29 protein-coding genes and 2 pseudogenes are annotated in these 26,721 nt (G+C 35.7%); 18 read left to right on the plus strand and 13 right to left on the minus strand.

Annotation, left to right across the window (positions count from 1 at the left end):
- The 6 genes from CY0110_RS11990 to CY0110_RS12015 all read right to left on the minus strand — a co-directional run.
- Nucleotides 1-1,209, minus strand: a 1,209-nt coding sequence (locus CY0110_RS11990; protein ID WP_008275705.1) for a lipoxygenase family protein, incomplete at its 3' end; no start/stop codon positions are given.
- A 506-nt stretch (nt 1,210-1,715) separates the two neighbouring features.
- Entirely contained in the window at nt 1,716-2,492 is a 777-nt protein-coding gene (locus CY0110_RS11995; protein WP_008275706.1) for a hypothetical protein, read from the minus strand.
- Nucleotides 2,493-2,587: 95 nt separating this feature from the next.
- Nucleotides 2,588-3,007 (minus strand): DUF29 family protein, encoded by a 420-nt coding sequence (locus CY0110_RS12000; protein ID WP_008275707.1) that lies wholly within the window; start codon nt 3,005-3,007, stop codon nt 2,588-2,590.
- Between the two features lie 105 nt (nt 3,008-3,112).
- Nucleotides 3,113-4,834 carry a lysine--tRNA ligase gene (gene lysS, locus CY0110_RS12005; RefSeq protein ID WP_008275708.1) on the minus strand — a complete coding sequence of 574 codons (1,722 nt, stop codon included), beginning with the start codon at nt 4,832-4,834 and terminating at the stop codon, nt 3,113-3,115.
- A 542-nt stretch (nt 4,835-5,376) separates the two neighbouring features.
- Complete coding sequence (locus CY0110_RS12010) at nt 5,377-7,041, minus strand: serine/threonine-protein kinase (RefSeq protein WP_008275709.1); 1,665 nt, start codon at nt 7,039-7,041, stop codon at nt 5,377-5,379.
- A gap of 199 nt (nt 7,042-7,240) precedes the next feature.
- A complete protein-coding gene (locus tag CY0110_RS12015; protein WP_008275710.1) occupies nt 7,241-7,450 on the minus strand; it encodes a hypothetical protein in 210 nt (69 codons plus the stop codon).
- 107 nt (nt 7,451-7,557) lie between these two features.
- On the opposite strand from CY0110_RS12015, the gene CY0110_RS12020 reads away from it, so the two are divergent.
- The 5 genes and pseudogenes from CY0110_RS12020 (at nt 7,558) to CY0110_RS12035 (ending at nt 10,882) form a co-directional block, all read left to right on the plus strand.
- Nucleotides 7,558-8,070, plus strand: coding sequence for a DUF1499 domain-containing protein (locus CY0110_RS12020; protein WP_008275711.1), 513 nt, complete (start codon nt 7,558-7,560; stop codon nt 8,068-8,070).
- 48 nt (nt 8,071-8,118) lie between these two features.
- Nucleotides 8,119-9,255: a class I SAM-dependent methyltransferase gene (locus tag CY0110_RS12025; protein ID WP_008275712.1), complete on the plus strand. Its 1,137-nt coding sequence runs from the start codon at nt 8,119-8,121 to the stop codon at nt 9,253-9,255.
- Between the two features lie 290 nt (nt 9,256-9,545).
- Nucleotides 9,546-9,764 (plus strand): hypothetical protein, encoded by a 219-nt coding sequence (locus CY0110_RS12030; RefSeq protein WP_008275713.1) that lies wholly within the window; start codon nt 9,546-9,548, stop codon nt 9,762-9,764.
- Nucleotides 9,765-9,777: 13 nt separating this feature from the next.
- Nucleotides 9,778-10,182 (plus strand): annotated as a pseudogene (locus CY0110_RS31520) (putative toxin-antitoxin system toxin component, PIN family).
- Between the two features lie 40 nt (nt 10,183-10,222).
- Nucleotides 10,223-10,882: a TVP38/TMEM64 family protein gene (locus CY0110_RS12035; protein ID WP_008275714.1), complete on the plus strand. Its 660-nt coding sequence runs from the start codon at nt 10,223-10,225 to the stop codon at nt 10,880-10,882.
- 5 nt (nt 10,883-10,887) lie between these two features.
- Here CY0110_RS12035 and CY0110_RS12040 read toward each other — a convergent pair whose 3' ends face one another.
- Nucleotides 10,888-11,712 carry a carbon dioxide-concentrating mechanism protein gene (locus CY0110_RS12040; protein ID WP_008275715.1) on the minus strand — a complete coding sequence of 275 codons (825 nt, stop codon included), beginning with the start codon at nt 11,710-11,712 and terminating at the stop codon, nt 10,888-10,890.
- Between the two features lie 158 nt (nt 11,713-11,870).
- Nucleotides 11,871-12,143, minus strand: coding sequence for a Uma2 family endonuclease (locus tag CY0110_RS12045; protein WP_008275716.1), 273 nt, complete (start codon nt 12,141-12,143; stop codon nt 11,871-11,873).
- Between the two features lie 443 nt (nt 12,144-12,586).
- Between CY0110_RS12045 and ppc the strand changes: the two genes are divergently transcribed.
- Both ppc and CY0110_RS12055 read left to right on the plus strand, forming a co-directional pair.
- Nucleotides 12,587-15,637: a phosphoenolpyruvate carboxylase gene (gene ppc, locus CY0110_RS12050; RefSeq protein ID WP_008275717.1), complete on the plus strand. Its 3,051-nt coding sequence runs from the start codon at nt 12,587-12,589 to the stop codon at nt 15,635-15,637.
- A gap of 71 nt (nt 15,638-15,708) precedes the next feature.
- A complete protein-coding gene (locus CY0110_RS12055; protein ID WP_035799295.1) occupies nt 15,709-16,800 on the plus strand; it encodes an AI-2E family transporter in 1,092 nt (363 codons plus the stop codon).
- Between the two features lie 61 nt (nt 16,801-16,861).
- Here the strand turns inward: CY0110_RS12055 and CY0110_RS12060 are convergent, their stop codons facing one another.
- Complete coding sequence (locus CY0110_RS12060; RefSeq protein WP_008275719.1) at nt 16,862-17,101, minus strand: hypothetical protein; 240 nt, start codon at nt 17,099-17,101, stop codon at nt 16,862-16,864.
- A 217-nt stretch (nt 17,102-17,318) separates the two neighbouring features.
- Here CY0110_RS12060 and CY0110_RS12065 point away from each other — a divergent pair.
- The 7 genes and pseudogenes from CY0110_RS12065 to CY0110_RS12090 form a co-directional block, all read left to right on the plus strand.
- A pseudogene (locus CY0110_RS12065) lies at nt 17,319-17,552 on the plus strand (hypothetical protein); the annotation flags it as partial.
- Nucleotides 17,553-17,662: 110 nt separating this feature from the next.
- The gene (locus CY0110_RS12070; RefSeq protein WP_008275721.1) at nt 17,663-18,451 is read left to right on the plus strand and encodes an Rpn family recombination-promoting nuclease/putative transposase; all 789 of its coding nucleotides are present in this window, start codon (nt 17,663-17,665) and stop codon (nt 18,449-18,451) included.
- A 143-nt stretch (nt 18,452-18,594) separates the two neighbouring features.
- A complete protein-coding gene (locus tag CY0110_RS12075; protein ID WP_008275722.1) occupies nt 18,595-18,780 on the plus strand; it encodes a type II toxin-antitoxin system HicB family antitoxin in 186 nt (61 codons plus the stop codon).
- Complete coding sequence (locus CY0110_RS28590; RefSeq protein ID WP_008275723.1) at nt 18,777-18,944, plus strand: DUF1902 domain-containing protein; 168 nt, start codon at nt 18,777-18,779, stop codon at nt 18,942-18,944. The genes CY0110_RS12075 and CY0110_RS28590 overlap by 4 nt, the downstream gene beginning before the upstream one ends.
- 48 nt (nt 18,945-18,992) lie before the next feature.
- The gene (locus tag CY0110_RS12080; protein WP_008275724.1) at nt 18,993-19,394 is read left to right on the plus strand and encodes a DUF433 domain-containing protein; all 402 of its coding nucleotides are present in this window, start codon (nt 18,993-18,995) and stop codon (nt 19,392-19,394) included.
- Complete coding sequence (locus CY0110_RS12085) at nt 19,387-19,644, plus strand: DUF5615 family PIN-like protein (RefSeq protein WP_008275725.1); 258 nt, start codon at nt 19,387-19,389, stop codon at nt 19,642-19,644. Before CY0110_RS12080 ends, CY0110_RS12085 begins: the two co-directional genes overlap by 8 nt.
- Nucleotides 19,645-19,674: 30 nt before the next feature.
- Nucleotides 19,675-21,126, plus strand: a complete 1,452-nt coding sequence (locus tag CY0110_RS12090; protein ID WP_008272619.1) for an IS66-like element ISCysp3 family transposase — start codon at nt 19,675-19,677, stop codon at nt 21,124-21,126.
- Between the two features lie 10 nt (nt 21,127-21,136).
- Here the strand turns inward: CY0110_RS12090 and CY0110_RS12095 are convergent, their stop codons facing one another.
- Nucleotides 21,137-21,337, minus strand: a complete 201-nt coding sequence (locus CY0110_RS12095) for a hypothetical protein (RefSeq protein ID WP_157464571.1) — start codon at nt 21,335-21,337, stop codon at nt 21,137-21,139.
- Between the two features lie 193 nt (nt 21,338-21,530).
- Between CY0110_RS12095 and leuS the strand changes: the two genes are divergently transcribed.
- Nucleotides 21,531-24,092, plus strand: coding sequence for a leucine--tRNA ligase (gene leuS / locus CY0110_RS12100; protein ID WP_008275727.1), 2,562 nt, complete (start codon nt 21,531-21,533; stop codon nt 24,090-24,092).
- Nucleotides 24,093-24,126: 34 nt separating this feature from the next.
- Here the strand turns inward: leuS and CY0110_RS12105 are convergent, their stop codons facing one another.
- The 3 genes from CY0110_RS12105 to CY0110_RS12115 form a co-directional block, all read right to left on the minus strand.
- Complete coding sequence (locus tag CY0110_RS12105; protein ID WP_008275728.1) at nt 24,127-24,957, minus strand: GIY-YIG nuclease family protein; 831 nt, start codon at nt 24,955-24,957, stop codon at nt 24,127-24,129.
- Between the two features lie 91 nt (nt 24,958-25,048).
- Nucleotides 25,049-25,321: a hypothetical protein gene (locus tag CY0110_RS12110; RefSeq protein WP_008275729.1), complete on the minus strand. Its 273-nt coding sequence runs from the start codon at nt 25,319-25,321 to the stop codon at nt 25,049-25,051.
- A 31-nt stretch (nt 25,322-25,352) separates the two neighbouring features.
- Nucleotides 25,353-25,568, minus strand: coding sequence for a DUF2283 domain-containing protein (locus tag CY0110_RS12115; protein WP_008275730.1), 216 nt, complete (start codon nt 25,566-25,568; stop codon nt 25,353-25,355).
- A gap of 123 nt (nt 25,569-25,691) precedes the next feature.
- Here CY0110_RS12115 and CY0110_RS12120 point away from each other — a divergent pair, with 123 nt between their 5' ends.
- The 3 genes from CY0110_RS12120 (at nt 25,692) to CY0110_RS12130 (ending at nt 26,715) form a co-directional block, all read left to right on the plus strand.
- The gene (locus CY0110_RS12120; protein ID WP_008275731.1) at nt 25,692-25,895 is read left to right on the plus strand and encodes a type II toxin-antitoxin system HicB family antitoxin; all 204 of its coding nucleotides are present in this window, start codon (nt 25,692-25,694) and stop codon (nt 25,893-25,895) included.
- A complete protein-coding gene (locus CY0110_RS12125; protein WP_008275732.1) occupies nt 25,892-26,095 on the plus strand; it encodes a type II toxin-antitoxin system HicA family toxin in 204 nt (67 codons plus the stop codon). Before CY0110_RS12120 ends, CY0110_RS12125 begins: the two co-directional genes overlap by 4 nt.
- A gap of 71 nt (nt 26,096-26,166) precedes the next feature.
- On the plus strand, nt 26,167-26,715 hold the full coding sequence (locus CY0110_RS12130; RefSeq protein ID WP_008275733.1) for a Uma2 family endonuclease: 549 nt from the start codon (nt 26,167-26,169) through the stop codon (nt 26,713-26,715).
- The last annotated feature ends 6 nt before the right edge of the window (nt 26,716-26,721 follow it).

Below are 26,721 nucleotides of genomic sequence, written 5' to 3' on the forward strand. Positions count from 1 at the left end.
TTGGCTATTTTGATAGTGATTTCTAATTACATCACTAACATATTTTTTCGTCGCCTTCCACATCAAACTAGCATCGTCTTTATAATAGTAGTTCGGTAAGTTTTCAACCTCACGGGATTCTAAACTAAAAGGTAAAGCTTTTTTGTAGAATTCCCAAGGTTCACCTGTATAATCAGTGCTTAACCCTTCACCCCAATAAGCTCGACTTAATAATTCGTTCGAGCTAGTATATCCTAAAGCACCCGTACTATCAAAAAAACCGCCTCGTCCTAAGAAAACAGAACGCGCCATATAATTAATAGCTAAAGTATCAAAAAAGTGTGGTTTGAGCAGTTGATAAAGAATGTGATCAGGGGTTAAAGTTCGATAGGTACTAACAGCGCAAACTTCGATGACTAAATGAGTATCTAGTAAATGAGCAATAATCCCTTGATAGGCAATATCAGTAGCTGAAACAGCTAATTTAGCTGCTTTCCATTCAGCTTGGGAAGATTTAGGAGTAAAAATTTCTGGAATTTCAGGGTTAGTGTCTTTATCATATTTCTGCTTAATTTTGATAGCAATCGGTAATAACTCTTCTTTCTCATTTAGATAGAATAAACACAAAGGAGAACAGGTATAACGTCCTAATTGATCCTCTTGAGCAGAATCAATAATATTATCAAAAATTTTGTAATCAACTAGATAGAGTTTATCCTGTTCTAAAGCTGTTGTTAAAGAAAAGTTATCTCCTAAATAGGGTTTAAGATGTTCTTCTGTTACAGAAAATTTACTACCTGCTCCGATATCTTCTGGTTTACATTTTGTCATTAAAACAGGATTAAGACCTTGTAAGAATTGCTTGCCAAATTCTACGTCTTCTTCCCAACTATCAGCAATTAAAGGTTTAGGTAACAAGGTAAAAGGTTTAAAAAAATCAGTTAAATCTTTGAGCTTTTCCCAGTAATCCGTAGGTGCTAAAGATGCAATTAATCCAAAATCAGCAACCCCTTTAAATTCAATTCCATGTTTAGCAAAATAACCAAAAACATGAGCAATTTGCGCTAATAACAAACTTAAGACAGAAATTAGGGCTGTAAAATCAAAAAAGAAGATTTTAAAGGGACTAAATCCTTCTCCTTGAGGAAGTCCAATGACGTAAGGTGGTGCGCCAGGATAACGAACTTTGGGATCAACCCACTGAAATGTATCTTTAGGATTATCGAACATAATCTTGATTACTCCTTTTAATTGCAATTACAATTTACATACAGTCTTAAGAGATGGTTTTCCGTAATAACTAATTATTAATTGCTCCGACTTCAGAAATTTACTAACAATATCTGCCTTAAATTCAATAAACCTCTGCAAACATAGAAAGGTTTTCTGGGTGTTTAATCAAAAGGCCAATATTACGAACATCGTAACAATCAAAAACTGCTATAGCACTACGCATTATTGTTAGGACATTGATAGAATCATGAAATATTGTAGGGTGGGCATTGCCCACCTTACGGTAATGTCCTAACTAATTTTTGTACTGCTATATTACGTAAGATTAGGGAACGATAAACGATGTCTTCTCTTTATTAGATTGGACATTATTAACTCAAGAATGCCATATATTGATGTGAGAAATAACATAACGACATAACTTTTTAAGATTAAGGACTAAAAAAAGCTACGTTATATTGCCTTAACACACCCGATAAGATTAGCTGATCGCATTTTTCAACTTATTCAAAAGAGAGTTGATGATTAGGCGATCGCTTCAATTCCAAAACAGATAAAATAATGGGAACAGGAACAACTAAAATGGTGTAAAAATTGGTTAGGGATCTGAAGAAAACTCGTTGTGCAGGATCGTTGATAAGATCGAGAATGGGATGTCCGAAAGCAATGGATAATCCAACCACTGTATAGGCGACTGTTACTGCAAATAATACAACAAGATAGCTAATGGCAAGGAAACGACTATTTTTAAAGGGTAACGCTTTCATCGCGTAAAAATACAGAGCATTCTCGAAAGCCACCAAAAACAAAAGAAACTGAAACCCTATATAGGGAAGATAGTGATGTAAGAAGTTGACTTCTGGACTCCAGACAAAAACAATTCTAAACCAAACAGTTAATAAAATTTCAATGGGCAAGAAAATGGTCGAAACAATATAAGTATATCTGGGAGCTTTATTTTCTTTGTAAGCGTCTTGAATTCTCAAAAAATTGAAAATTATATAGAAGAGAAACGGAATTTCCCACAAGGGTAAAAGCATGGCCGCAACAGTCCGACTGGGTTCATAATCCAACCAATTACAAGAATGATTAAACCCAAATAATTTATAAATTGCAGTAGTATGAGGATCAATGTTAACCATTGTTTCGGTTAAAATAGCTCCGATAAGCAGTATGATAATTAACGCTACATAAGAAATGATTCTCAGAATTTCTGGATTAAAAGTCAAACTAAAAGCATAATTTAATGCTTCATTGTTGGTTGAGTTTTTCACATTCATATTTTTTTCGATAATAAGTAACTAGGCACAATTAAATAAAAAACGTTCAGTGTTATATTTTCCTTCCTTTATGCTCAATTTAGCAAGCAGCAAAATTATTGAATTAAAAGAAAAGCATTATCAATAATTTGCTCTTTATTAATCTTAGTTTCAATTTCTTCTGGTTCATAACGACCTTCAGCAACTTCTAAAGATGCTTCATCTAACGCATTCAGATAAGCTTCTTCTAACGTTTCTCTCAACTCATCATTATTGAGATAATATCCCCCTGCTTTTCTTCGCTTATTTTTTCGTTTAATCTCTCTAACACTGTTGCGAATTGAAACGTCCCATGAACGAGTCGTTCTGTTTTCTGCTTGTTGTTTAATTAGATGAAATAATAAAATAACGGCGTAACTACGAATAGCACTAATTATTCCATTTTTGCTCATGTCTTCAAGGTCTTCAACAATAGCCAATGAACCTTTAATATCCCCTTTTAATAGTAATGTTTTGAGTTCTAATAATTCTTCCATAACTTCCTCCTGTTATATTATTTATCTTGAATAACAATTAATCTTTAGGTGGGCAAATTCGAGAATTATCCGAAGCAATAGGATACTGCCCACCCTAATATCTAATTAATTTTCCTTATCAAAGCCGAATTTATCCTTAATTTCAGCGTTAAAATATTGTCCTTTTGACGGAGTTTTTTCTAACTCCTCATAAACAGATTTAGGAACATCGTGATATTGATAAATACCTCCATGAGTAAACTCAACTCTTAAAACTTTTTTCTCTTCATCATAATCAAAAGATTTGAGAGCAAGACTCTGACTTTTCAGTAAGGGAAAAGCAATTACATCTCGAATACTAGCGGAATCAGTTAATAACATGATCAGGCGATCAATGCCAATACCTAACCCACCAGTAGGGGGCATTCCATACTCTAATGCGGTTAAGAAATCTTCGTCAACACTATGTGCCTCCAAGTCGCCGGCTGCTTTTTGTTCCGCTTGTTTTTCTAGTCTATTTCTTTGATCAATAGGGTCAGTTAATTCAGAAAAACTATTAGCTAATTCTCGCCCTACAATATACAATTCAAAGCGTTCTACTAATCCTTGTTTACTACGATGAGGTTTAGCTAAGGGAGATATTTCCACAGGAAAATCAAGGATAAAAGTAGGTTGAATTAAGGTTTCTTCTACCGTTTGCTCGAATACTTCATTGAGTAATTTACCTAAACTTTGACAAGTTTCTGGCACTTCTAATTCTGCATTTTTGACAGCATCTTTTGCAGATTCAAAGTCTTTAAATTTCTCAAAATCTAGACCACTTTTTTCCTTAACAATTTCGTGCATTGTTACCCGTCGCCAAGGGGTTGATATATCGATTTTTTCTCCTTGATAAGTAATCTTTGAATCACCTAAAACTTCCTGTGCTGCTGTAGTAATAATGGCTTCAGTAAGCTCCATCATATCATTATAATCAGCGTAAGCTTGATAAATTTCAATGGAGGTAAACTCAGGGTTATGTTTAGTAGAAACCCCTTCATTACGAAAAATTCTTCCCATTTCAAAGACTTTTTCAAATCCACCAACAATTAACCGTTTAAGATGTAATTCTGTAGCAATTCTTAGATATAAATCCATCTCTAAGGTGTTATGATAGGTAATAAAGGGACGGGCTTCTGCGCCTCCTGCTTCTGACTGCAAAACGGGAGTTTCTATTTCTATAAAACCCTGATTATCTAAGTAACGTCTAATGGAGGCAGTAATCTGAGCCCGATGACGGAAAGTTTGCCTAACTTGGGGGTTAACAATTAAGTCCACATACCGTTGACGATAGCGTTTTTCAGTATCCGTTAAACCGTGCCATTTATCCGGTAAGGGTAATAAGGATTTTGTTAATATTTGATATTGTTTAACTTTAACAGAAAGTTCACCTTTTTCTGTTCTTTTGATGCTTCCTTTGACACCGATAATATCTCCTGTATCGGTCAATTTTTTGAGATGATTAAAAGCGTTTTCCAACTCACTCATGTGAGACTGAATTTCTTTTTTGTCCAGATATAATTGAATAGTTCCAGTTTCGTCTTGTAGATTAAAAAAGGCTAGTTTTCCAAAAACACGACGGGCGATAATTCTTCCTGCGATCGCAATATCAACGTCTACTTCTTCTCCATCCTTTAAACTAGCGTATTTATCCTGTAAGGTCGTAGCATCGTGGGTAGATTGCCACTGATAAGCATAAGGAATTAAACCTAATTGTTTCAATTTTTCTACTTTTTCGAGGCGTGTGGCGCGAATTTCGTCTAAACTAGAGGCTGAATGAGGTTCCCGTTGGGGTTGATTAGAAGACATTGTTAAGATATTTCAGAAAAAAGCAAATAATGGTTATTTGAAGGCCAAATAAGGACTAATCTTAATTACCTTAGCTATTATAACCTGGCGGACTAGGAATAAGCTTCTATTTTTTGATTATTTTTTATATTTTAATCTTGATAAGATGATGAATAATCCATTTTTATTAAATTCTTTTAAACTAATCGTTTTATTTTTGACAACTTATATTATTGTAAGTTGGTGGAAGAATCAATAGAACTGTATAACTAATACTTAATTTATACCTGATACAATAGAACTTTAAATCACTTAATGGACAATGATTGACCATGAAACAAGGATTAGTAATCAGACATTTAATGTTGGAAGACCTAAGTCCATTAGCTTCTGCGCTACAAGGTAAAGGTTATGAACGGTGACTGAGCTACGGGAAAATACAAAAAAATGTGGCAAGGATGGCTAGAAAAAATCGAAGTCAGTCTGGCCAATAAATAAGCATAGAAAGTAAATATATTATTATGTAAGCTCTCAATAATACTATTAATGATTCCCACAATTTTTTACCAAAAGCCTCTTTTTCCGCTAGGCATAACTGTTCGCCAATTCGTTTTTGCTACCGATAATTGAGCCTCAGTAATTCTCGCAGAACTTAAATCGACTCCACAAAGATTAGCCCCTTGTAAATTAGCATAAGTTAAATTAGCCCCTTGTAAATTAGCTCCCCTTAAATCTGCTCCATTTAAGTTAGCATAACCTAAATAGGCTTCACTTAGATTGGCATTTTTCATAACTGCTTGGGATAAATCAGACCGACCGAAATCAGCACGGCATAATTCAGCCCCTTGTAAATTAATACGACTTAATTTTGCTTGATAACAATTAATTCCGGGTAAAAAAGCTTTCGATAAATTGAGTTCATTTAATTCTTGATGAGTAAAGTCTTTACGGCCATTTTCATAAGCAGCTAATAAGGTTTTTTCTTGCCATTTTTTTTGCTTTTTCTTAGCTGCTGTAGCATCAGAGGTTGAGGTTGTTGCTGTTTTACCACGACGACGACTAGACGTTTGTCCGTAAGCGATATTGTAACTAATACTTCCTGCTCCTGCGACTCCACCTCTAACACTGCTAGAAGAAGGACTTTGAAGGTTTGTAGATACCGAGGAAACTGAACTTCCTCTAGAAATATTGGTATTCATCCTTCCTATGCTTCTTGTTGGTGGGGATGAACTCGCTAAACCTGTACTCACTGAAGAGTTAGGACCTGATGAATTACTAGGCGTCTTAAAGCCTGTAATCATAGTAGTCATACTATCTTGCATCCCCTGTTCGTAAGGAGCCATCGCCATAGCATCTAAGACTTGTTCAGCAGACTTGTAACGATGTTTGACCGATACCTCTAACATCTTTTTGAGAACATTGGCCAGAGAGTCGCTAATATCTACATAAGGTTCCCAAGCAATTTCTCCAGTTTCTGGGTCACAACCGATATCTTTGGGGGTTTTAGCCGTCAATAAGTACACACAGGTAACTCCCACCGCATAGATGTCACTAGCATACACAGGACGCATAGCCATTTGTTCGGGAGGAGCAAACCCCGCAGTTCCTACAGCAAAAGCTGTGAAAGCGGTTTGGGTATTGTTAGCCACCATAGAATTAACCTGATTTTTTACTGCTCCAAAATCAATTAAAACCAGTTTACGGTCTTTTTGAGAGCGGATAAGGTTAGCTGGTTTGATATCACGGTGAATGACTTTTTGAGAATGAATATATTCGAGAATTGGTAAAAGTTCGGTCAAAAACTGTTTAACCCCTGCTTCGGTAAATGGCCCTTTTTTCTTCACCTCTTGATGGAGGTTATACCCTTTGACGTATTCTTGAACCAGATAAAATTCTTTGTTTTGTTCAAAATAGTCTAATAATCTGGGTACTTGGGGATGATTACCCACCTTACCTAAAGTTTCTGCTTCTCGTTCAAACAATTCTTTGGCCATTTTATAGACTTGAGGGTCGTCAGTAGCAGGCCGTAACTGCTTGACGACACAAATAGGGTTCCCTGGTAGGGAAAGATCAGCAGCCCCAAAGGTAGCTCCAAAGCCACCTTTGCCAAGAATACCTAAAGGTTGATAACGATTATTTAAGCGCAGTTGAGAACCGCAAGATTGACAAACCGCCACATTATTGGGGTTTTTGGGTTGGGCGCAAGATGGGTTTACACAGTAGCTCATTCACTCTTACCGATGTCACATTATGGACTTTGACCAATCGGATGCAAAAAGGGGTCACGATTACCGTCCTTCGGTCATCTAGTTTTAATATTCCCGAATTTTGTCTCAAAATAACAGGTAGAATGTAGAGAGTAAGAGGAGATAGGTTAACTATAGAATTCCTATCTCCTCGATGATGAGTTAATTTAATTAACCATACTTAATCAATGGATATGGTTTGAGGACCGCTACCATTATCTTTTGTATGATCGGTGTAGGTAAAGTTGGTCATGCCTTGTTCTTGTAGCCAACTTTTTAAGGGATCTTCTGAAAGTTTGAGCTTAAGCGCGCCGGAAACCAGCCCCCCTGTAAAAGCAAGGGGTTGCTGCAAAAATTCTTTGAAAATGGGTTGTAATTCATCGAGAAACATGATAATCCTCCTGGTTGAATTTAACTATGCTTTGAAACAAATAATCTTCTTATTAAATGTTAAGTTAATTTAAGTAGTTAAGCTCATGATTAAGTCATTATTTCCTCATGTCTGTTACTAAAGATACATCAAAGTCTATTAATTTCGGCTTGTTAAGCATTGTTATTGTTCTCGCTGCAGTTGTTATTTGGATAGGGGTTAGGGTACTTTTGCCTGAGGTTCCTACGGTTTTTGCAGGGAGCCAACCAGATACTTTAAGGGTAACTAATGGCCAATTACATCCTTGTCCGAGCACCCCTAATTGTGTAAATTCTCAAAGTACAGATGTAGACCATTCTATTCAACCTTTAACCTATGAAGGAAATAGTCAAGCAGCGATCGCACAATTAAAAGATATCATTACTCAACAAGAAAGAACTGAAATTATTTCCGAAACTGATAATTATCTTTATGCTCAATTTACCAGTCATTGGATGGGGTTTATTGATGATGTAGAGTTTTATGTCAATGAGAACCAAGGAGTCATTGATGTTCGTTCTGCTTCTCGTTTAGGGGAGTCTGATTTAGGAGTAAATCGTGAACGAATTGAAACCATTAGACAAGAATTTCAATCAAATTAATTATTCAGTAAGGTGGGCATTGCCCACCCTACATTTTATGGTAAATTTATGCTAAAAATTATTATTGATACCATTAAAAACAGTCCAAATCAGCGTATTACTTTTGCTGATTATATGGACTTAGTTTTATATCATACCCAACATGGTTATTATAGTTCGGGTAAGGTAAATATTGGCTCTGAAGGTGATTTTTTTACTGCTTCTTCTTTAGGATCAGATTTTGGGGAATTATTAGCTGAACAGTTTAAAGAAATGTCACAATTATTAAATTGTTCTGATTCATTTACGTTAATAGAAGTTGGAGCAGGAACAGGGAATTTAGCTGCTGATATTTTAAACTATTTGAAAGAAAAATATTCTGATTGTTACGATCAATTTGATTACATTATTATAGAAGAGTCTCAAGAATTAATTAAAGAGCAAAAAAATAAGTTAGAAAAATTTGATAAAATAACTTGGAAATCGTGGGAAGATATTCCCAATAATTCAATTAATGGCTGTATTTTTAGTAATGAATTGATTGATGCGTTTCCTGTTCATCAAGTAATCAAAAAAAATAAACAGTTAAAAGAAATTTATGTAACGTGGGAAGATGAACAACTCAAAGAAAAACTTGAAGATATATCAACCCCTAAGTTGTTAGACTATTTTGAATTAATTCATATAGATATCACTAAAGATAATTATCCAGAAAACTATCGAACCGAAGTTAATTTAAAAGCTTTAGATTGGTTAAAAACTGTTTCCAAAAAACTAAATAAAGGTTATCTATTAACCATAGATTATGGTTATGATGCTTCAAAATATTATCATCCCCAACGGTATCAAGGAACCCTAAACTGTTATTATAAACATCGTCATCATCATAATCCTTATGTAAATTTAGGACAACAAGATATGACGGCTCATGTCGATTTTACCGCCTTAGAAAAACAGGGAAACTTGTTAGGATTAGAAACAGTGGGATTAACCCAACAAGGCTTATTTTTAATGGCATTAGGATTGGGCGATCGCTTAGCAGAATTATCTAATGGGAATTATAGTTTACCTGAAATTTTTCAGCGTCGAGATGCCCTTCATCAGTTAATTAATCCGACTGGTTTAGGAGGGTTTAAAGTTTTAATTCAAAGCAAAAAAATAGATAACAATCAATCCCTAAAAGGTTTGAAAGATAACCTAATATAAATCGATATATTAATCTGAAGAATCGGGTTGAGGCTAGAATGGCTTTAGTTGATGTTATACCAAATCCGCTTATTTTATTTAGTAGAGTAACGTTTTTTCTCCCCACTCCCTGCTCCCTGCTCCCTGCTCCCTGCTCCGAAAGTTAATACTATACTATCTAAAGCAGATCTAGTATTACTTCTGCTAGAGAAGATAAACTTTTAAATGTAGATAAATTAGAAAATTTATTTCTCCTGTTAATAAATTTTCGTTATAATTGATAATATAAATTACTAAAGGATTAACTCATTATGGAAACAATTACCCTTCAAGTTGACCCAGAAATTGCCAAAGCGTACCGAGAAGCAGAACCCGAAAAACAGCAAAAAATATCAATTATTGTTAACAATTGGCTTAAGTCAATTATACAAGAGAAATCTTTAGAAAAAATTATTGAGGAAATGCAAGAACAAGCCAAAGCCAATGGATTAACCCAAGAAATTTTAGATAAAATCCTAGAAAATGAATAAATGACGAATTGTTATTGATACTAACATTCTAGTAAGTAGTATTTTAATTAAATCATCTTTACCTGATATCGCTTTTAAAGAAGCTAGAAAACAAGGTGTAATTTTACTGTCTGATGTTACATCACAAGAATTGCAAGAAGTTTTAAATCGTTCAAAATTTGATAAATATATTTCCCTAGATATTCGTTATCAATTTTTAGCTAAGATAAAGCTAGAATGAGAGCAAATTTTAATCTCTGAACTGATAAATGAATGTAGAGATCCCAAAGATAATAAATTTTTAGAAGTTGCAGTTAATGGAAATGCTACTCATATCATCACAGGAGATAAAGACTTATTAGAATTACATCCCTTTCGAGGAATTTCTATTTTAAAACCAAAACAATTTTTACAAATTATTGGAGAAATCAAACCATGAACTTCAAACCACAAATTCCTAAGGTTTTATTTTGGTTAATATGAAAGTATTAAAGTTTGTGGCGATCGCAGCCTTGGTAATTTTGGTGATTTGGCTGGTTAACCATTACGGTATCACCCAGTTACGGCAACAAGTGGAACGGTTGGGGGTTTGGGCCCCGTTAGGCATCTTTTTACTACGGTTTACCAGTGTGGTAATTCCGGCATTACCAGGAACCGCTTATTCAGTGTTATCGGGGGCATTGTTAGGCTTTACCCAAGGTCTTTTAGTCATTTGTCTGGCTGACTTACTCTCTTGTTCGTTAAGCTTCTTTTTATCAAGACGATATGGCCGCACGTTAGTTCAACGAGTGGTAGGAGCGAAATTTATTGACCGAATTGATAGATTAAGTCAGCGTCATTTAGAAAGAAATTTTTTCTTACTGACTGGATGTTTAATGACAGGGTTTTTTGATTTTGTTTGCTATGGAGTAGGCTTAACAAAAGCCCCCTGGTTTAAATTTGCCCCTGCATTGGTTATCAGTATTGCTATTTCTAACCCTCCCATAGTTGCCCTAGGTGCCGGACTATTAGAAGGAGGAAAACTATTGCTATGGTTAGCTTTATTGGGTGTTTTTGTCCTTGCCATGATTACAGGATTGCTACAGCGTACTCAACTGTCTGATGCAAGGGAACAGGGAACGGGAAACAGACAAAAGTAATTAACCTAAGCGTTTTCCTCTTCAATGTCAATGGTTTCCTCAATTTCGGCTGGCTTTTTCATCACTAAAGGCTTTTTCTCTAATTCAGGTAAAGCAATTAATTCCCGTTGATGTTGTCTGACAGGTGTAGGCATTAACATGGGTAAGGGTTCAGTTTCGTCGCGCCAATAAGTTGCCACCGGTAGCGTATGTTCTAAATCTTCTAGGAGTCTAGGAATAACCATCATGGCGTGTAATTCGCCGATTTTTTCTGCTTCGTGCATTCCTGCTTCGATGGCAACAGCCACATTAGCCACTGAGCCACGAACAATGGCCGTACAGAGTCCATCGCCAATAATTTCGTAAGAGGCTAACTGAACATCAGCCGATTTTAACATAGCATCAGCAGCCCCCACCATCGCTGGAAAGCCTCTGGTTTCGAGTAGTCCAATGGAACGATTACTGAGGCGACTATAACCCTGTTGTTGTTGAGCGATTTCCACTAAATGACTACCGATGGGAAAAACGGCCTCTAAATTAGGCATAGGACGAGCAATCACTAATTTAGAAATCAATTGACCGAACTTTTCGGCGGTTTTTGCCCCTTCTTCTACAGCCAGACGAACATTAGCCACTTTGCCCCTCACAATGGCAGTACAGTGTCCACTACCAATTTTTTCATAGCCGACTAATGTGACTTCTGCTGATTTAAGCATCATGTCGGCAGTTCCCACAATGGCTGGAAAACTATGGGTTGAAATCAGGCCAAGTGCGCTGTCACTGGGTAAGTGGGATGATTTCATTCGGGGTTTTGGGGCGTAGCGGTGGTTAGACTTGGCAAGGCTGGTCATGTAATCTTGTCCGTATCGATGGGTAGGTAGAACTTAATAACTTAATATAAAATTTTCTTTATCTATTTCTATTGTAGTTGATATTTTATCGTGATATAGCCAAAACACCCTAATGTTGTCGAGTCTATATAAAGTTATCGCCTAGGTCTAGTAGCATTTTATTTTTGAAATTGTGTCATTAACCATTGTCCTGTGTTCGACTGATCTTTATGTCGGCTTTTGCTTAATGCTTCTTCTAAAATGGCTAAAATTGACCCAGAAAATAGATTCGATGATTTTATGTTGCAATAACCGTCTGATTCTAAAGTATAAGCAATTATTTGACAATTCTCCACATCAATTACCCAATATTCTTTAATCTCTAATGGTTCATACAGTGATCGCTTTGTCCCAAGATCATAAAGAAAGCTAGTTTTAGCAATTTCTACCACTCAATCAGGAGGTAAATACTGATTCAAATTCACACTATTTGTTCCTTGGGGAATAATTTGTGTTTTCTCTTCAACATAAACAGCAATATCAGGCTGAAATTATTGAAGACCAACTTGATGTGATAGTGATAATAATAAGCTTTAATCAGTTTGCTATCACTTACATCTTTTGTTCTAGTTGGAAAACCCTTAAAGCATTCTTAAAATTTTGGCACAACTTAATGAGAACTTATCCGAAATGAGAAAAGAATCGATAAAATAAGGGGGGTTGGTAGTTAATAACGATATTCTAATTAAGGGAGTCAACCCCCTTAGGGTTGAACTTTCCCATCATTGTCAGATAAATTAATCGGATTTGACTGACATTGAAAATAGTTGGGGTGGGTTTTGTTATCTAACTTGCCAAGGAAATCGCAAAACGTCCTTCGAGGTTGCTACTGGTTATGCTTCTTGAATCATTACAGTCCACAGTTGAAGAGGTTAATATTTTTTCAACATCGGATCTCTTCTTACGTCAGCGTCTAAAATTAGTCGAAAGTTTATGGGAATCAGTATTAAAGGCTGAATGTGGTCAAGAATTAGTAGACCTATTGAAAAAATTACGAAAAATTTGCTCACCGGAAGGACAAGTTACCGATAAACCCAAAACCTCTATTAATGAACTCATAGAAGGGTTAGAACTCAATGAAGCCATTCGCGCAGCCAGAGCCTTTGCCCTCTATTTTCAATTAATCAATATTGTTGAACAACATTACGAACAAAGAGATCAACAATTGAACCGACGGGCAACCTATCAAGAGTCAGAAAAAGCCCGAAACAACAACGTCAAGGAAGAAAAGAAGGGAAATGGCTCAGTAGGAGCAGATTTGCTAGAAAAAGCGTTAGTAGGAGAAACGGAAAATCAAGAAAAAGGCGGGACTTTTCACTGGTTATTCCCTCAATTAAAACGGTTAAATGTTCCCCCCCAACAAATTCAACGGTTATTAGAACAACTGGATATTCGTCTTGTTTTTACCGCTCACCCGACGGAAATTGTTCGTCATACCATCCGTCTCAAACAAAGACGTATCGCTACTCTGCTCAGACGCTTAGACCAAGCAGAAGAAGCGTTTAGAGGGATGGGATTAAGCAGTTCCTGGGAAGCAGAATCAATTATTGAACAACTCAACGAGGAAATTCGTCTGTGGTGGCGTACCGATGAACTGCATCAGTTTAAGCCCAGTGTTCTCGATGAAGTAGATTATACGTTACACTACTTTGATGAAGTTCTCTGTGATGCCCTGCCTCAACTGTCTAAAAGACTGCAACAGGCTCTAAAAGCGAATTTTCCGAGAATTAAACCCCCACATAATAACTTCTGTAGCTTTGGATCTTGGGTAGGTGGCGATCGCGACGGAAACCCCTTTGTAACGACGGACATAACCTGGCGCACCGCTTGTTATCAACGCAACTTAATTTTAGAAAAATATTTAGTAGCCGTCGAAGATTTAACTGAGATTTTAAGCTCATCGTTGCATTGGAGTAACGTATCTCAGGATCTTCTCGACTCCTTAGAACGCGATCGCGTGGCCATGCCTGAAATTTATGATGACTTGGCCATCCGTTATCGTCAAGAACCCTATCGCCTGAAATTAGCTTATATTGAAAAACGCTTAGAAACCACTCGCGATCGCAACAACTATCTAGCCAACCCAGAAAAACGACAAATTTTAAGCGAAGAAACGCCCCCCAATATATACCACTCTGGGGCAGAATTTGAAGCAGAATTACAATTAATCAAGCGCAATTTAGAAGACACCGGGTTAAAATGCCAGGCCCTTGAAAATCTCATTTTTCAAGCGCAAATGTTTGGCTTTACCCTCACTCAACTGGATTTTCGTCAAGAATCTTCCCGTCACTCCGAAACCATTGAAGTCATTGCCAATTATTTAAACGTCTTACCTCGTCCCTATGGCGAACTTTCAGAGACAGAAAAAGTTAATTGGTTAATTGGAGAACTACAAACCCGTCGTCCTCTGATTCCGATGGAAATGCCATTCGATGAGAAAACCATCGAAACCATTGAAACCATGCGAATGTTGCGCTATCTTCAACAAGAGTTTGGTGTCGAAATTTGTCAAACCTACATCATCAGCATGACCAACGATGTCAGCGATGTGTTAGAAGTGTTGTTATTAGCCAAAGAAGCAGGACTTTATGACCCCGGCACCAGTACCACCACTATTCGCATTGTTCCCCTGTTTGAAACGGTAGACGACTTAAAACGGGCCCCTGAGATCATGGATGCGTTGTTTAAGTTACCTTTATATCGTGCTGCATTAGCAGGGGGTTACGACTATTTAGACGAAGCCAAAAAAGAGCAATTACCGTCCCCTGAGTTACAACCAGCTAACCTACAAGAGATCATGGTCGGTTATTCCGATAGTAATAAGGATTCCGGTTTCTTGAGCAGCAACTGGGAAATTCATAAGGCACAAAAATCCTTACAAAAAGTTGCCGAACCTTACGGTTTAGCCTTAAGACTGTTTCATGGTCGTGGGGGTTCGGTAGGGCGCGGTGGCGGGCCTGCTTATGCTGCTATTTTAGCTCAACCCACCGGCACTATTAACGGACGGATCAAAATCACCGAACAAGGGGAAGTGTTGGCTTCTAAATACTCCTTACCAGAACTTGCCTTATATAACCTAGAAACGGCAACAACGGCGGTGATCCAAGCCAGTTTATTGGGGAGTGGGTTCGATGATATTGTTCCCTGGAACGAAATTATGGAAGAATTGGCCAGTAGTGCAAGAAAAGCCTATCGGAGTTTAATTTATGAACAACCAGACTTCTTAGACTTCTTCTTGTCGGTCACACCTATCCCCGAAATTAGTCAATTACAGATTAGTTCTCGCCCTGCTAGACGCAAAAGTGGTAAAAAAGATTTAAGTACCTTACGAGCAATTCCTTGGGTGTTTAGTTGGACTCAAAGTCGTTTTCTTCTGCCGGCTTGGTATGGAGTCGGAACAGCATTAGAAAACTTCTTGCAACAAGAACCCGATGAAAATTTAAAGTTACTGCGATATTTTTACTTAAAATGGCCGTTCTTTAAAATGGTAATTTCCAAAGTAGAAATGACCCTTTCTAAAGTGGATTTACAAATTGCTCACCACTATGTTGAAGAACTCTCTCAACCAGAAGATATAGAACGATTTGAAAAGGTATTTGAGCAAATTTCTCAAGAATATAATCGTACTCGTGACATTATTTTGAGTATTAATGAACAACCGAAATTATTAGAAGGAGATACGGGTTTACAGCGTTCTGTACAACTAAGAAATGGAACTATTGTTCCTCTCGGTTTCTTGCAAGTTTCCCTTCTTAAACGGTTACGTCAATATACCCGTCAAGCAGAGTCTGGGGTGATTCATTTCCGTTATTCTAAAGAAGAATTATTACGGGGTGCATTATTAACCATTAATGGTATTGCTGCGGGAATGCGGAATACTGGTTGATGACATGAAAATAGATATTAAAATTGATGATCAGTATAATTAATTATTTGTTATCGATCATCAATTTTTTTATGGACAATCGTTTTAATTTTGCTGAAATTGTTGATCTGCTTATCAGACTATTTCTGATCGGATTGTTATTAGCTTGGTGTTTTCTCCTGATTCGTCCTTTTTTGGGTATTTTGTTATGGGGAATTATTTTGGCGATCGCTGTTTTCCCTGTTTTTGTCTGGTTAAAAAATCGTTTAGGTGGCCGCAGGAAATTAGCAGGAGTTTTGCTTATTTTATTGGGTATTGCAGTAATTGTCGGACCCGTGAGTTTTGTAGCTACTCTTTTTGTTGGTAATGCTCAAACTTTTGCTGATAATATTGTTTCTGGTAACTTAAAGGTTCCTCCTCCCCCAGAAGGAATAGAAAATTTGCCAATTATCGGAAACTATGTTGATCACATTTGGACATCAGCATCCAATAATTTAATATCTGTATTAAGTAAATTTCAACCCCAGTTAGAAGAATTAGCCAAAAACGTATTATTTTTTGCTGGTAATATGAGTTTGGTCTTATTGAAGTTTATTCTCTCTATTATTGTTGCAGGAATTTTAACCATTAATTCAAAACAATTAAACAGAAAAATTAAACGAGTTTTTATCCGTATTACACCCCAACAAGGGGAAGACTTTTTACAACTTGCAACTGCTACCATTCGAGGGGTAACACGGGGTATTATTGGGGTTTCTTTGATACAAAGTCTTCTCGTTGGTATTGGTTTAATGGTTGCAGGAATGCCATTATCAGGTTTATTAACCGTACTGTCTTTAGTTTTATGTATTCTTCAAATTGGACTCGGTCCAGTGGTTTTTCCCTCTATTATCTTTGCATGGTACACTATGGGAACCCTCAAAGCATTATTGTTAACTATCTGGCTAATTTTCTGCACGTTGATAGATAATATCCTTAAACCAATTTTTATGTCTCAAGGTGTCTCGGTTCCTATTCTTATCATTTTTATTGGTGTTTTAGGAGGCAGTCTCCTTCATGGAATTTTAGGGTTATTTATTGGTCCAGTGGTGCTTAGTTTGGGTTATGAGTTACTATTAGCTTGGGTTAAACAAGATGTTAAACCCATTTTAAATGAAGCTAAATCTAACAACTCGGATGAGTAATCAAGAATTAATTAATAGCCATTTTTTAGTTATTTTTACTTTAAGAAAAAACCTAATAAAATTAATGAGACTGTGCAAGTTGATATAGACGTTTTAACTCATCTTCAAGGGTATTATTAGGCATTTTTTCTGTTGCACGATTATACCAATATTTTGCATTACTGAAGTCTCCTTCTACTCTATGTAAATAACCATGAATGAGACAAGATAAATGATCTGAATAAGATTGAACCATTTCATGAGATTCGTCCCATTTTCCGGCTTTAGCTAAATCTAATGCTTTGAGATGATCACAAGACATTTTTGACTCCTGATAATTAAACCACACTAATTAATATATAGGATTTAATAGTATTCAACCTCTATCAAAAATTATAATTATCGTAGAGGTATAATATTATGCCCTGATCATTTAGTCTATTTGACAATCGCCCCATAAATTAACTTAACGAATTACAATAGAAATGTATTACGTAGGATGTTAAACTATGTCTGATGAAGAATTAAAAAAATTGATTGAATCTAACGCCCGTGCAATTGAAGCATTAACGAATAATTTTGCCTCATTTCAAAAAGAATGGCAAAAAGACAGAAGAGGTATTTATCAATTATTAGGACAATTAACTCGTTCGATGTCTGATTTTTATGAAGTACAATCAGATTTTTATGGACGTTTTGACCAAATAGAAGAAAGACAAGCAAAGATGACTGAAATATTAGATCGTTTATCTCCTTCAGACAATAATCAATAAAAACAATATTATATAGGGGTTAACATTGTTGAAATCCTACAAAACATTATAATTACCGTAGGGACATAATAATATTATGCCCTGATGTTGTTAAATTATTCTTGTTGCTAATGTATGATAATGTTTGTAAATTCTTAGCAGAAAGATTTAGCCGTGACTTTGCTAACTGGTTATTAAATGAACCCATTGAACTCACAGAATTAAAACCTACAGAACTGTCTTTAAATCCTATTAGAGCAGATTCTTTAATCTTTTTGGAATCAGATGATATTGTCTTACATATTGAGTTTCAAACCTCACCGAATGAAGACATACCCTTTCGGATGACTGACTATCGTTTACGAGTTTATCGTCGTTATACTAACAAAGAAATGTATCAAGTGGTGATCTATTTGAAACCGAGTAATTCAGAATTAGTGTATCAAAACACTTTTGAATTAACTAATTTACGTCATCAATTTAATGTTATTCGTCTCTGGGAACAATCAACAGATATTTTTCTGAATAACTCAGGTTTATTACCTTTTGCGGTACTAACTCGTACAGATAACCCAACAGAAACCTTAACCCAAATTGCTGCTATTATTGATAGTATGCCCAATAAACAACAGCAAAGTGATATTAGTGCATCTACAGCTATTCTATCTGGGTTAAAATTAGATCAAGACAGTATTAAACGCATTCTTAGGAGTGACATTATGAAAGAGTCAGTTATTTATCAAGAAATTTTCCATGAAGGTGAAGTTAAAGGAGAAAAGAAAGGCAAACAAGAAGCTATGAAAAATATTGCTTTAAATATGCTTAGAAACAGCATGAATCTTGAGGATATTGCTAAACTAACAGGATTAAGTTTACAAGAAATTGAGGAACTTAACTCATCTTTGAATACAGAGGAATAAAACTAAATAGTAATCTTAATATATTGGGTTTAACAGTGTTAAACCCTTACAAAACATTATAATTATCGTAGAGGCATAATAATATTATACCCTTAAAAATATATGCTACACTGAAAAGTAGTTTCAAAATTCAGCTAAACAAAATGAAATTTAATGTAATTCTTGAACAAGATGAGGATAATATGTGGATTGTTGAATGTCCAAGTATTCCTGGTTGTATTAGTCAAGGTGAAACAAAAGAAGAAGCATTAAATAATATTAAAGATGCTATTATTGCTTGTTTAGAAGTTCGTGCAGAATTAGGATATCCTTTAACATTTTACTCATGAAAACTCTAATTACATTAAAAATCGAAAAGTTTGAAGAAAAAGGACAAGAATATTTTGTTGCAACTAGCGATCAAATACAAGGTTTAGTTGCTGAGGGTAATACCATTGAAGAAGTGATCGACATTGTTTCAGATTTAGCTAAAATTTTAATTGAACTAAAATAATATGAAAATCAAGCTATACTTAAAAATATATAATTTTAGGACTTTATAATGACACAATATTCTCTTAATTTACCCCCTAAATTACAACAAGAAGCAGAAAAATATGCGACTGATCAAGGTATAACATTAGATAATCTAATTATTTGGGCGATCGCAGAAAAGATTGGCAGTTTAAAACAAAATTTAGATAATAGCAATTTTCCAGATATTATCTATTTTCGTAATCAAGAAGGTGAAATGATTCCTAAACTACGAGGAACAAATATACAAGTTAAAACATTAGTTATTGCGGTCAAAAATTGGCAATTAACCCCTCAACAAGTTGCTGATGAATATGGAATAAGCGAAGAACAAGTTAATAATGTTATGGCATTTTATGAAGAGCATCGTCAAGAAATTGATACAGCGATCGCTACTGATAAAGTTCTTGAATCTATCTATAATGAGTAAGTTAAAATTGCATTTAGATGCTGATACTTCTATTAAAGCGTTGCATAGTGCTTTAGTTAATAAAGGTTATGATGTTACTCGAACTCCCACAGATTGGATGGCATTAGATGCAAGTGATGATGTACAATTATTAGGGGCCACAGCACAAGAAAGATGTATCTTTACTTTTAATATTCGAGATTTTTTAAACTTAGGAGAAAAATACAAAAATCATTATGGGATTAGTAAGGATTCAGGTGGCAAATATTGACAAACAGGCTGACTGCGCTAAAGTAACGGTATGAGTCAAACTGAACCAGGAGTACAGTTAAATCCAGACGAATTAAACCAACTGTCAAAATCTGGGTTGGTACAAATTATCTTGGCTCAACAGAAACTTATCGAGCAGCTACAAAAAGAAATAGAAAAATTAAAGCTCAGTCGTAATTTAGATAGCCAAACCTCATCAAAACCCCCATCAACAGACTTATTGAAAAAGTCTGAGAAGGCTAAAACAACTGAAGACGATAAGGATAAGAAAAGAAAACCAGGGGGACAACCTGGACATAAGGGAAAAACAAGGAAAGGCTTTGGGAGAATTGACAGAATTCAAATCTTGCAACCATCAATATGTAGTCACTGTGGTCAAACAGAATTATTAATAGAACCAGTGAAAGTTGATTCTCAGCAGGTAGCACAACTGGTAGATAAACCCATTGAGGTAGTAGAATATCATCGTCATCATTGTCGCTGTGGGCATTGTGGTGAAGTGACCAAAGCGAATTGGTCGCCCAAGACCGTCCCAGGACAAGATTTAGGAGTGAAGTTACAAGCTTTTCTGGGATGGTTAGGGAATTATGGACATCTACCTTATGAAAAGCAACAAGAGATGTTGTGGGAGTTAGGGCAAATTGAGATAGGTATGGGGACCATCGTAGCCACCAATCAACGAGTAGAAACAGCCATTAATCCGTCGGTTGAACAATTATCCAAGTGGGTCAAAGTAGAACAACCCCCAATTCATGTTGATGAAACACCCTGGCCAGTGAAGGGAGTCAAAGAATGGTTGTGGGTATTTACCAATCAACTTTTCTGCCTGTTTCGGGCTGCTGATACTAGGGGGCGTAAGGAATTAGAAGATCAGTTAGGCCATGAATATGGTGGTGTTTTAAGTAGTGATGATTTGGGAGTTTACAATGGTTATACTGTTGTTGCTCAACAGAAATGTTTGGCACATTTACGCCGTCACTTTCAGCGATTAATAAAAACTCCAGGTCAATATAACAAAACCATCGGTCAAACTTTTCTCAAATTAATTGATGAAGCTTTCCGTCATTATCGTATTTGGCAAAACGATAAGAATAGGCATGGTTATCAAGTTTGGGCAAGACAATTCAAAGATAAGATAAAGATAGCCACAGAAGAATGGAAGCCTAAAGCCGGTTATGAAGCCGGAAAACTTTTGCGAAACCTTCGGCAAAAGGCAGAGCAATGGTGGTATTTTCTGGAGCATCCAGAGATCCCCCCTGATAATAATCTTGCTGAAAGATCCTTAAGATTAGCCATCACGAAACGGAAAGTTAGTGGGGGTTCAAGAAGCATGGAACGATTTAAACAAACAGCTAACTTATTGACGGTTATTCAAACTTGTCGTCGTCAAGAACGTTCGGTGATTGATTTTTTCGAGAAGTCATTAATAGCCAAAGTCGGTCATCCGAATTGTTTGTTTCCTTCCCTAATTCCTAACTTCTAGACCTGAATCCTTACGTATCTTTATTAGTTATTTCAACTATTTCTAGTAAGTTGATATCTTCTTCATTTGAAGTCAATTCTGTAATTTCCTTTTTTAAAAAACCTTTTTCTTTTAAAATATCAATAACAGATTTATCGAAATATATAAATTTACCTTCAATTTGAGGATCGATTAGTAAAAATTTTGACGATTCTGTTTTCTGTATCTTCATAATATCTATTAACTCTTTAAAAAAATGTTTTATGTATGTAATATAGCATAAATCAAAAAAGAGATCACTTTCATTTCTCATCAATAAGGTGATCGCCTTTCAAATACAAAAAACTGCTCACTGATAAGGTGATAACCGATAACTGAATGAGATCAGGGATAATTGATCTTGGAAATAGCAGTGGAGAATATTCGTGGAGTCCCAATATAACGCAGCAGCGATCGAACAAAAATGGCAACAAGACTGGGTTAAACAGGGGTTAGACAAGACCCCAGAAAACAGCGATAAACCCAAATTTTACGCTTTATCCATGTTTCCCTACCCATCCGGAAACCTACACATGGGCCATGTTCGCAACTATGTTATTACAGATGTTATCGCCCGTCTCAAACGATTGCAAGGATACCGAGTCTTACATCCGATGGGGTGGGATGCGTTCGGACTTCCGGCGGAAAATGCAGCCATCGATCGCAATATTCCCCCCGCAGACTGGACTTATAAAAATATTGCCCAAATGAAGCAACAGTTGCAAACTTTGGGACTATCTATCGACTGGGATCGAGAAGTGGCCACCTGTTCCCCAGACTATTACAAATGGACGCAATGGTTATTCTTGCAATTTTATCAAGCAGGGTTAGCTTATCAGAAAGAAGCGGCAGTTAACTGGGACCCCATCGATCAAACCGTGTTAGCTAACGAACAAGTGGACAGCGAGGGGTATTCCTGGCGATCGGGTGCTAAAGTAGAACGGAAACTGTTGCGTCAGTGGTTCTTTAAAATTACGGACTATGCAGAACAATTATTAACGGACTTGGATAAACTGTCAGGATGGCCGGACCGGGTTAAGTTAATGCAGGAAAACTGGATCGGTAAGTCCGTCGGTGCATATTTAGAGTTTCCTGTCAAGGATAGCGACGAAAAAATCGCCGTCTTTACCACCCGTCCGGATACGGTTTACGGGGTGACTTATGTAGTTTTGGCCCCTGAACACCCTTTGACCCCAAAAGTGACCACAGAGGAGCAAAAAACAGCCGTAGAAGCGTTTATTGAAGCGGTATCCAACGAAAGCGAAATTGAACGTACAGCAGAAGATAAACCCAAACGGGGGATATTAACCGGAGGGACTGCGATAAACCCCTTTAACGGCGAAGAAATCCCCATTTTGATTGCAGATTATGTATTGTATGAATATGGGACAGGTGCGGTGATGGGTGTACCGGCCCATGATACCCGTGACTTTAAGTTTGCAACAGAGAAACAGTTACCGATCAAAGTGGTGATCGTTCCTGAAAATTCCGAGGATAGCAACCCCACGTTAACAGAAGCATATACCGAACCTGGAATTATGGTTAATTCGGGTGAATTTGACGGAATGCCATCTACGGAAGGCAAAACCGCCATTGTTAACCATGCAGAGAAACAGGGTTACGGTAAAGCAAGGATACAGTATCGTTTGCGAGATTGGTTAATTTCTCGTCAGCGTTATTGGGGTTGTCCTATTCCGGTGGTGCATTGTCCCAGTTGCGGAACTGTGCCAGTTCCTAATGCAGATTTACCCGTTAAATTGCCCGAAAATGTCGAATTTACAGGGCGTGGGGCTTCTCCTTTGGCAAAAATGGAAGATTGGATTAATGTTCCTTGTCCCAGTTGTGGCGAACCGGCAAAGCGTGAAACGGACACAATGGACACTTTTATTGATTCTTCTTGGTACTATTTACGTTACACGGATGCAATGAATGATCAAGAAGCATTTAAGTTAGAAAAAGCTAATGATTGGATGAATGTGGATCAATATGTAGGAGGTATTGAACACGCTATTTTACACCTCTTATATTCTCGCTTTTTTACTAAAGTATTGCGAGACAGAGGTTTAGTGAATGTAGATGAACCGTTTAACCGTCTTTTGACACAAGGAATGGTACAGGGAATAACCTATAAAAATCGCAAAGCGGATAAATATATTCCCGTAGATAAAGTGAACCCTGAAAGTCCCAAAGATCCCGATACAGGAGATGATTTAGATGTGTTTTATGAGAAGATGTCTAAGTCGAAATATAACGGCGTTGATCCCCAAGAAGTATTAGGAAAATATGGAGCAGATACCGCTAGAATGTTTATCCTATTTAAAGCACCACCAGAGAAGGATTTAGAATGGGATGATGCGGATGTAGAGGGACAATTTCGCTTTTTAAATCGGGTGTGGCGTTTGGTTAATGGGTATGCAGAAAAGCAGGGCGAAGTTATTAGTAATCAGGAGTTAAGCAAGGAAGAAAAAGACTTAAGACGTGCCATCCATACTGCTATTAAAGAGATATCCGAAGACTTAGAAGGGGACTATCAATTTAATACCGCAGTTTCAGAGTTGATGAAGTTAAGTAATGCCTTGAATGATGCTAAATGTATTAATTCTACGGTTTATCAAGAAGGAATCGAAACTTTATTGATTTTACTTGCACCCTTTGCCCCTCATATTGCAGAGGAATTATGGCATAATTTGGGACATGAAACCTCAATTCATTTACAAACTTGGCCAGAAGTTAATCCCGATGCTTTAGTAGTAGATGAAATCACCCTAGTTATTCAAATTATGGGTAAGACAAGGGGAACCATTCAAGTACCTGCTAATTCCAGTAAAGAGGAGTTAGAAAAATTAGCCCGTGAGTCTGATATTGGTAAACGAAATTTAGGCGGAAAAGAGGTTAAAAAGGTGATTGTTGTCCCTGGAAAGTTAGTCAATTTTGTGGTTCCTAAATAATATTGTTGGGTGGGCAATGCCCACCTTACATATTTTATAAATCTGTATAAAATAAAGGAATAGGATCATCCAAAATTAAACTTAAAACTCTACCGAAACTATTAGCTATATTTGTATTCTCTACAGAATGAATTTTTATACCAGCTAACTTCTTAAAACTTGAATTATCTTTTAACAAGTCAAATTCTTGTTTATCAACAGGAGTAATATCAATAATTACACCATTACAAGGAATTGTCCAATGATTATTATAATAACTTTTAATACGAGATATGACTTTATGCTCTCTACTTCCAGGTCTTACGTTATATAGTGTTCTATATTCACCATAACTTGTTCTAGTTATCTTTAGATTAGTTTCTTTAGTTGGATGTTCTTTTTTAAATTCTTTAATGATTCTTGCACAACCATTTTTACCACTATTTTCATAATTATATTTTAAATAAATAATAGGCAAATTATTATTATTAGATTTTTGGAAACCAATAGCAATTACTAAAAGACGTATTTTTTCTAATAACTTTCTAAGCATAACTTCTGAAGGAATAGTCTTAGGAAGCTTAACATCAGTCCCATTCAATAAAGGATGATAATGATTAATGTAATATTTTTCTGCTATTTTTAAATCTTCTTTATTCCAAGATTTCCAAGCTATTCTAATAGGAATCTCTTGATGCTTTTCTTCTATTTGTAATTTTCTATGATGATTTTTCCATCTATTTAATATGTTTTCAGATTGTCCTATATAAATCATTCTATCAGAAGAATCTATCACAAAATATATCCCTGAATATTCTGGAAGTTCGTCAAGATTATCAAAACTAACTGAAGGGAGTAAGTTTAATTCTTTTTCCAGCGTTTTCATATCACTTAATAAATTAGTTAATTATACAATTATATATTATTGAATAGTCCGAGACTCAATCGGTGTAATTTCGGAATATTTATGAGATACTTTATAACATTTTATCTTCTCTAGTATAAATATTTTCTCGGCTAATCGCTTCATCTGATAAAGGTTGAATACTAACATCAACCGAACGATTAATAAATTGATTCAATTTTTCTTCCCCTGCTTTATATTCTAAAGTTTCTGATTGCTGTATATACTTATTTTCTAAGCTTTCTTGAATTAAAAGAGAAATATATTTTTCAACTGATAAACCGTTTAACTTAGTTTCTTGTTGTATTTTATTTTCTAATTCAGGGTCAAGGTTTAAGGTAATCATAGTTATACAGTTACTCAATTTTATATTATACTCAAATTAAATTAACTGCTTGAATCGGTAAAGATTGCGCTTCCAAACGAGTAAGATCAACTGTTAAACTTGCTTGATCAATATCAATCCCCACTAACTTACCCTCTTCATCAAAATCTAGGACAATATTTGGTGCAATTTCTTGAGAATCAACGCTACTTTTGTCAGATAAACTAATATAAAGAGAATCGGTTTCAGGATAATAGTTAAACTTCATAATTACACCTTGAAATTTCTATCTGGAAAAGCATTATGAATGGTTTCTCTATCGTCTAGCTTAGACATCTTATTACTTTTTAGATTATAATCGTAATTAGTATATCATCAAAAACCCAAAAATATGAAATTTAAAGTCATTGTTCATACAGCAGAAGAAGGCGGATATTGGGCTGAAGTTCCTGCATTACCTGGATGTATTACTGAAGGAGATAACTGGGAAGAATTAATCAATAATCTACAGGATGCAATTCAAGGATGGTTAGAAGTTGCTAATAGTATTAATACCTTAGAATCAGAAGATAAAATTATTGAAATAACAGTATGAAATCTATTTCAGGCAAAAAGCTATGTGAGATAGTTGACAAAAAAGGATGGACTTTAAAAAAGATTACAGGAAGTCATCATATTTATCAAAATGCAGGAAAACCACAAATTTTATCGATTCCAGTTCATCGTAATCAAGATTTAAAAATAGGAACCTTAAAAGCTTTAACGAAAATAGCAGAACTGACAGAACATGATTGATTGTAAAATAGTATAGGAATCTGAATAGGAGTAAGTTAGCTTATGACTTCTATAACCACTGAAAAAGTTTATTGGACAATTGGACAATTGGAGAATTAGAGGGATTACCCGATAATAGTAACCGTTATGAAATTATTGATGGAGATTTATTTGTGACTCGTGCGCCTCATTTAGATCATCAAGATATTGCTGGAAATATATATGCAGAATCAAGAAATTGGTCACGAAAAAAACAGCTAGGTAAACTATTTATGACTCCAGGAATTATCTTTTCTGAAACCGATGCAGTGATTCCTGATGTTATTTGGATTAGTTATAAAAAGTTAGATAAATTTACTGATGAATCTGGACATCTGACAGTTGCACCTGAATTAATAATAGAAGTTTTATCAACTTCTGAAAAAAATATTAAACGAGATCGTCAAACTAAGTTAAAATTATATTCAATTCATGGAGTTTGTGAATATTGGATTATTGATCGTCAACAACAATTAATAGAGGTTTATCGACGTGATCAAGGTATTTTAAAGAAAGCAATGACTTTGTATGAGACTGATCAATTAACCAGTCCTTTATTACCTGAGTTTTTTTGTAATATTAAAGATATTTTTGATAATTAATAGAGA

Source organism: Crocosphaera chwakensis CCY0110, assembly GCF_000169335.1.
Taxonomy (GTDB): Bacteria; Cyanobacteriota; Cyanobacteriia; order Cyanobacteriales; family Microcystaceae; genus Crocosphaera; species Crocosphaera chwakensis.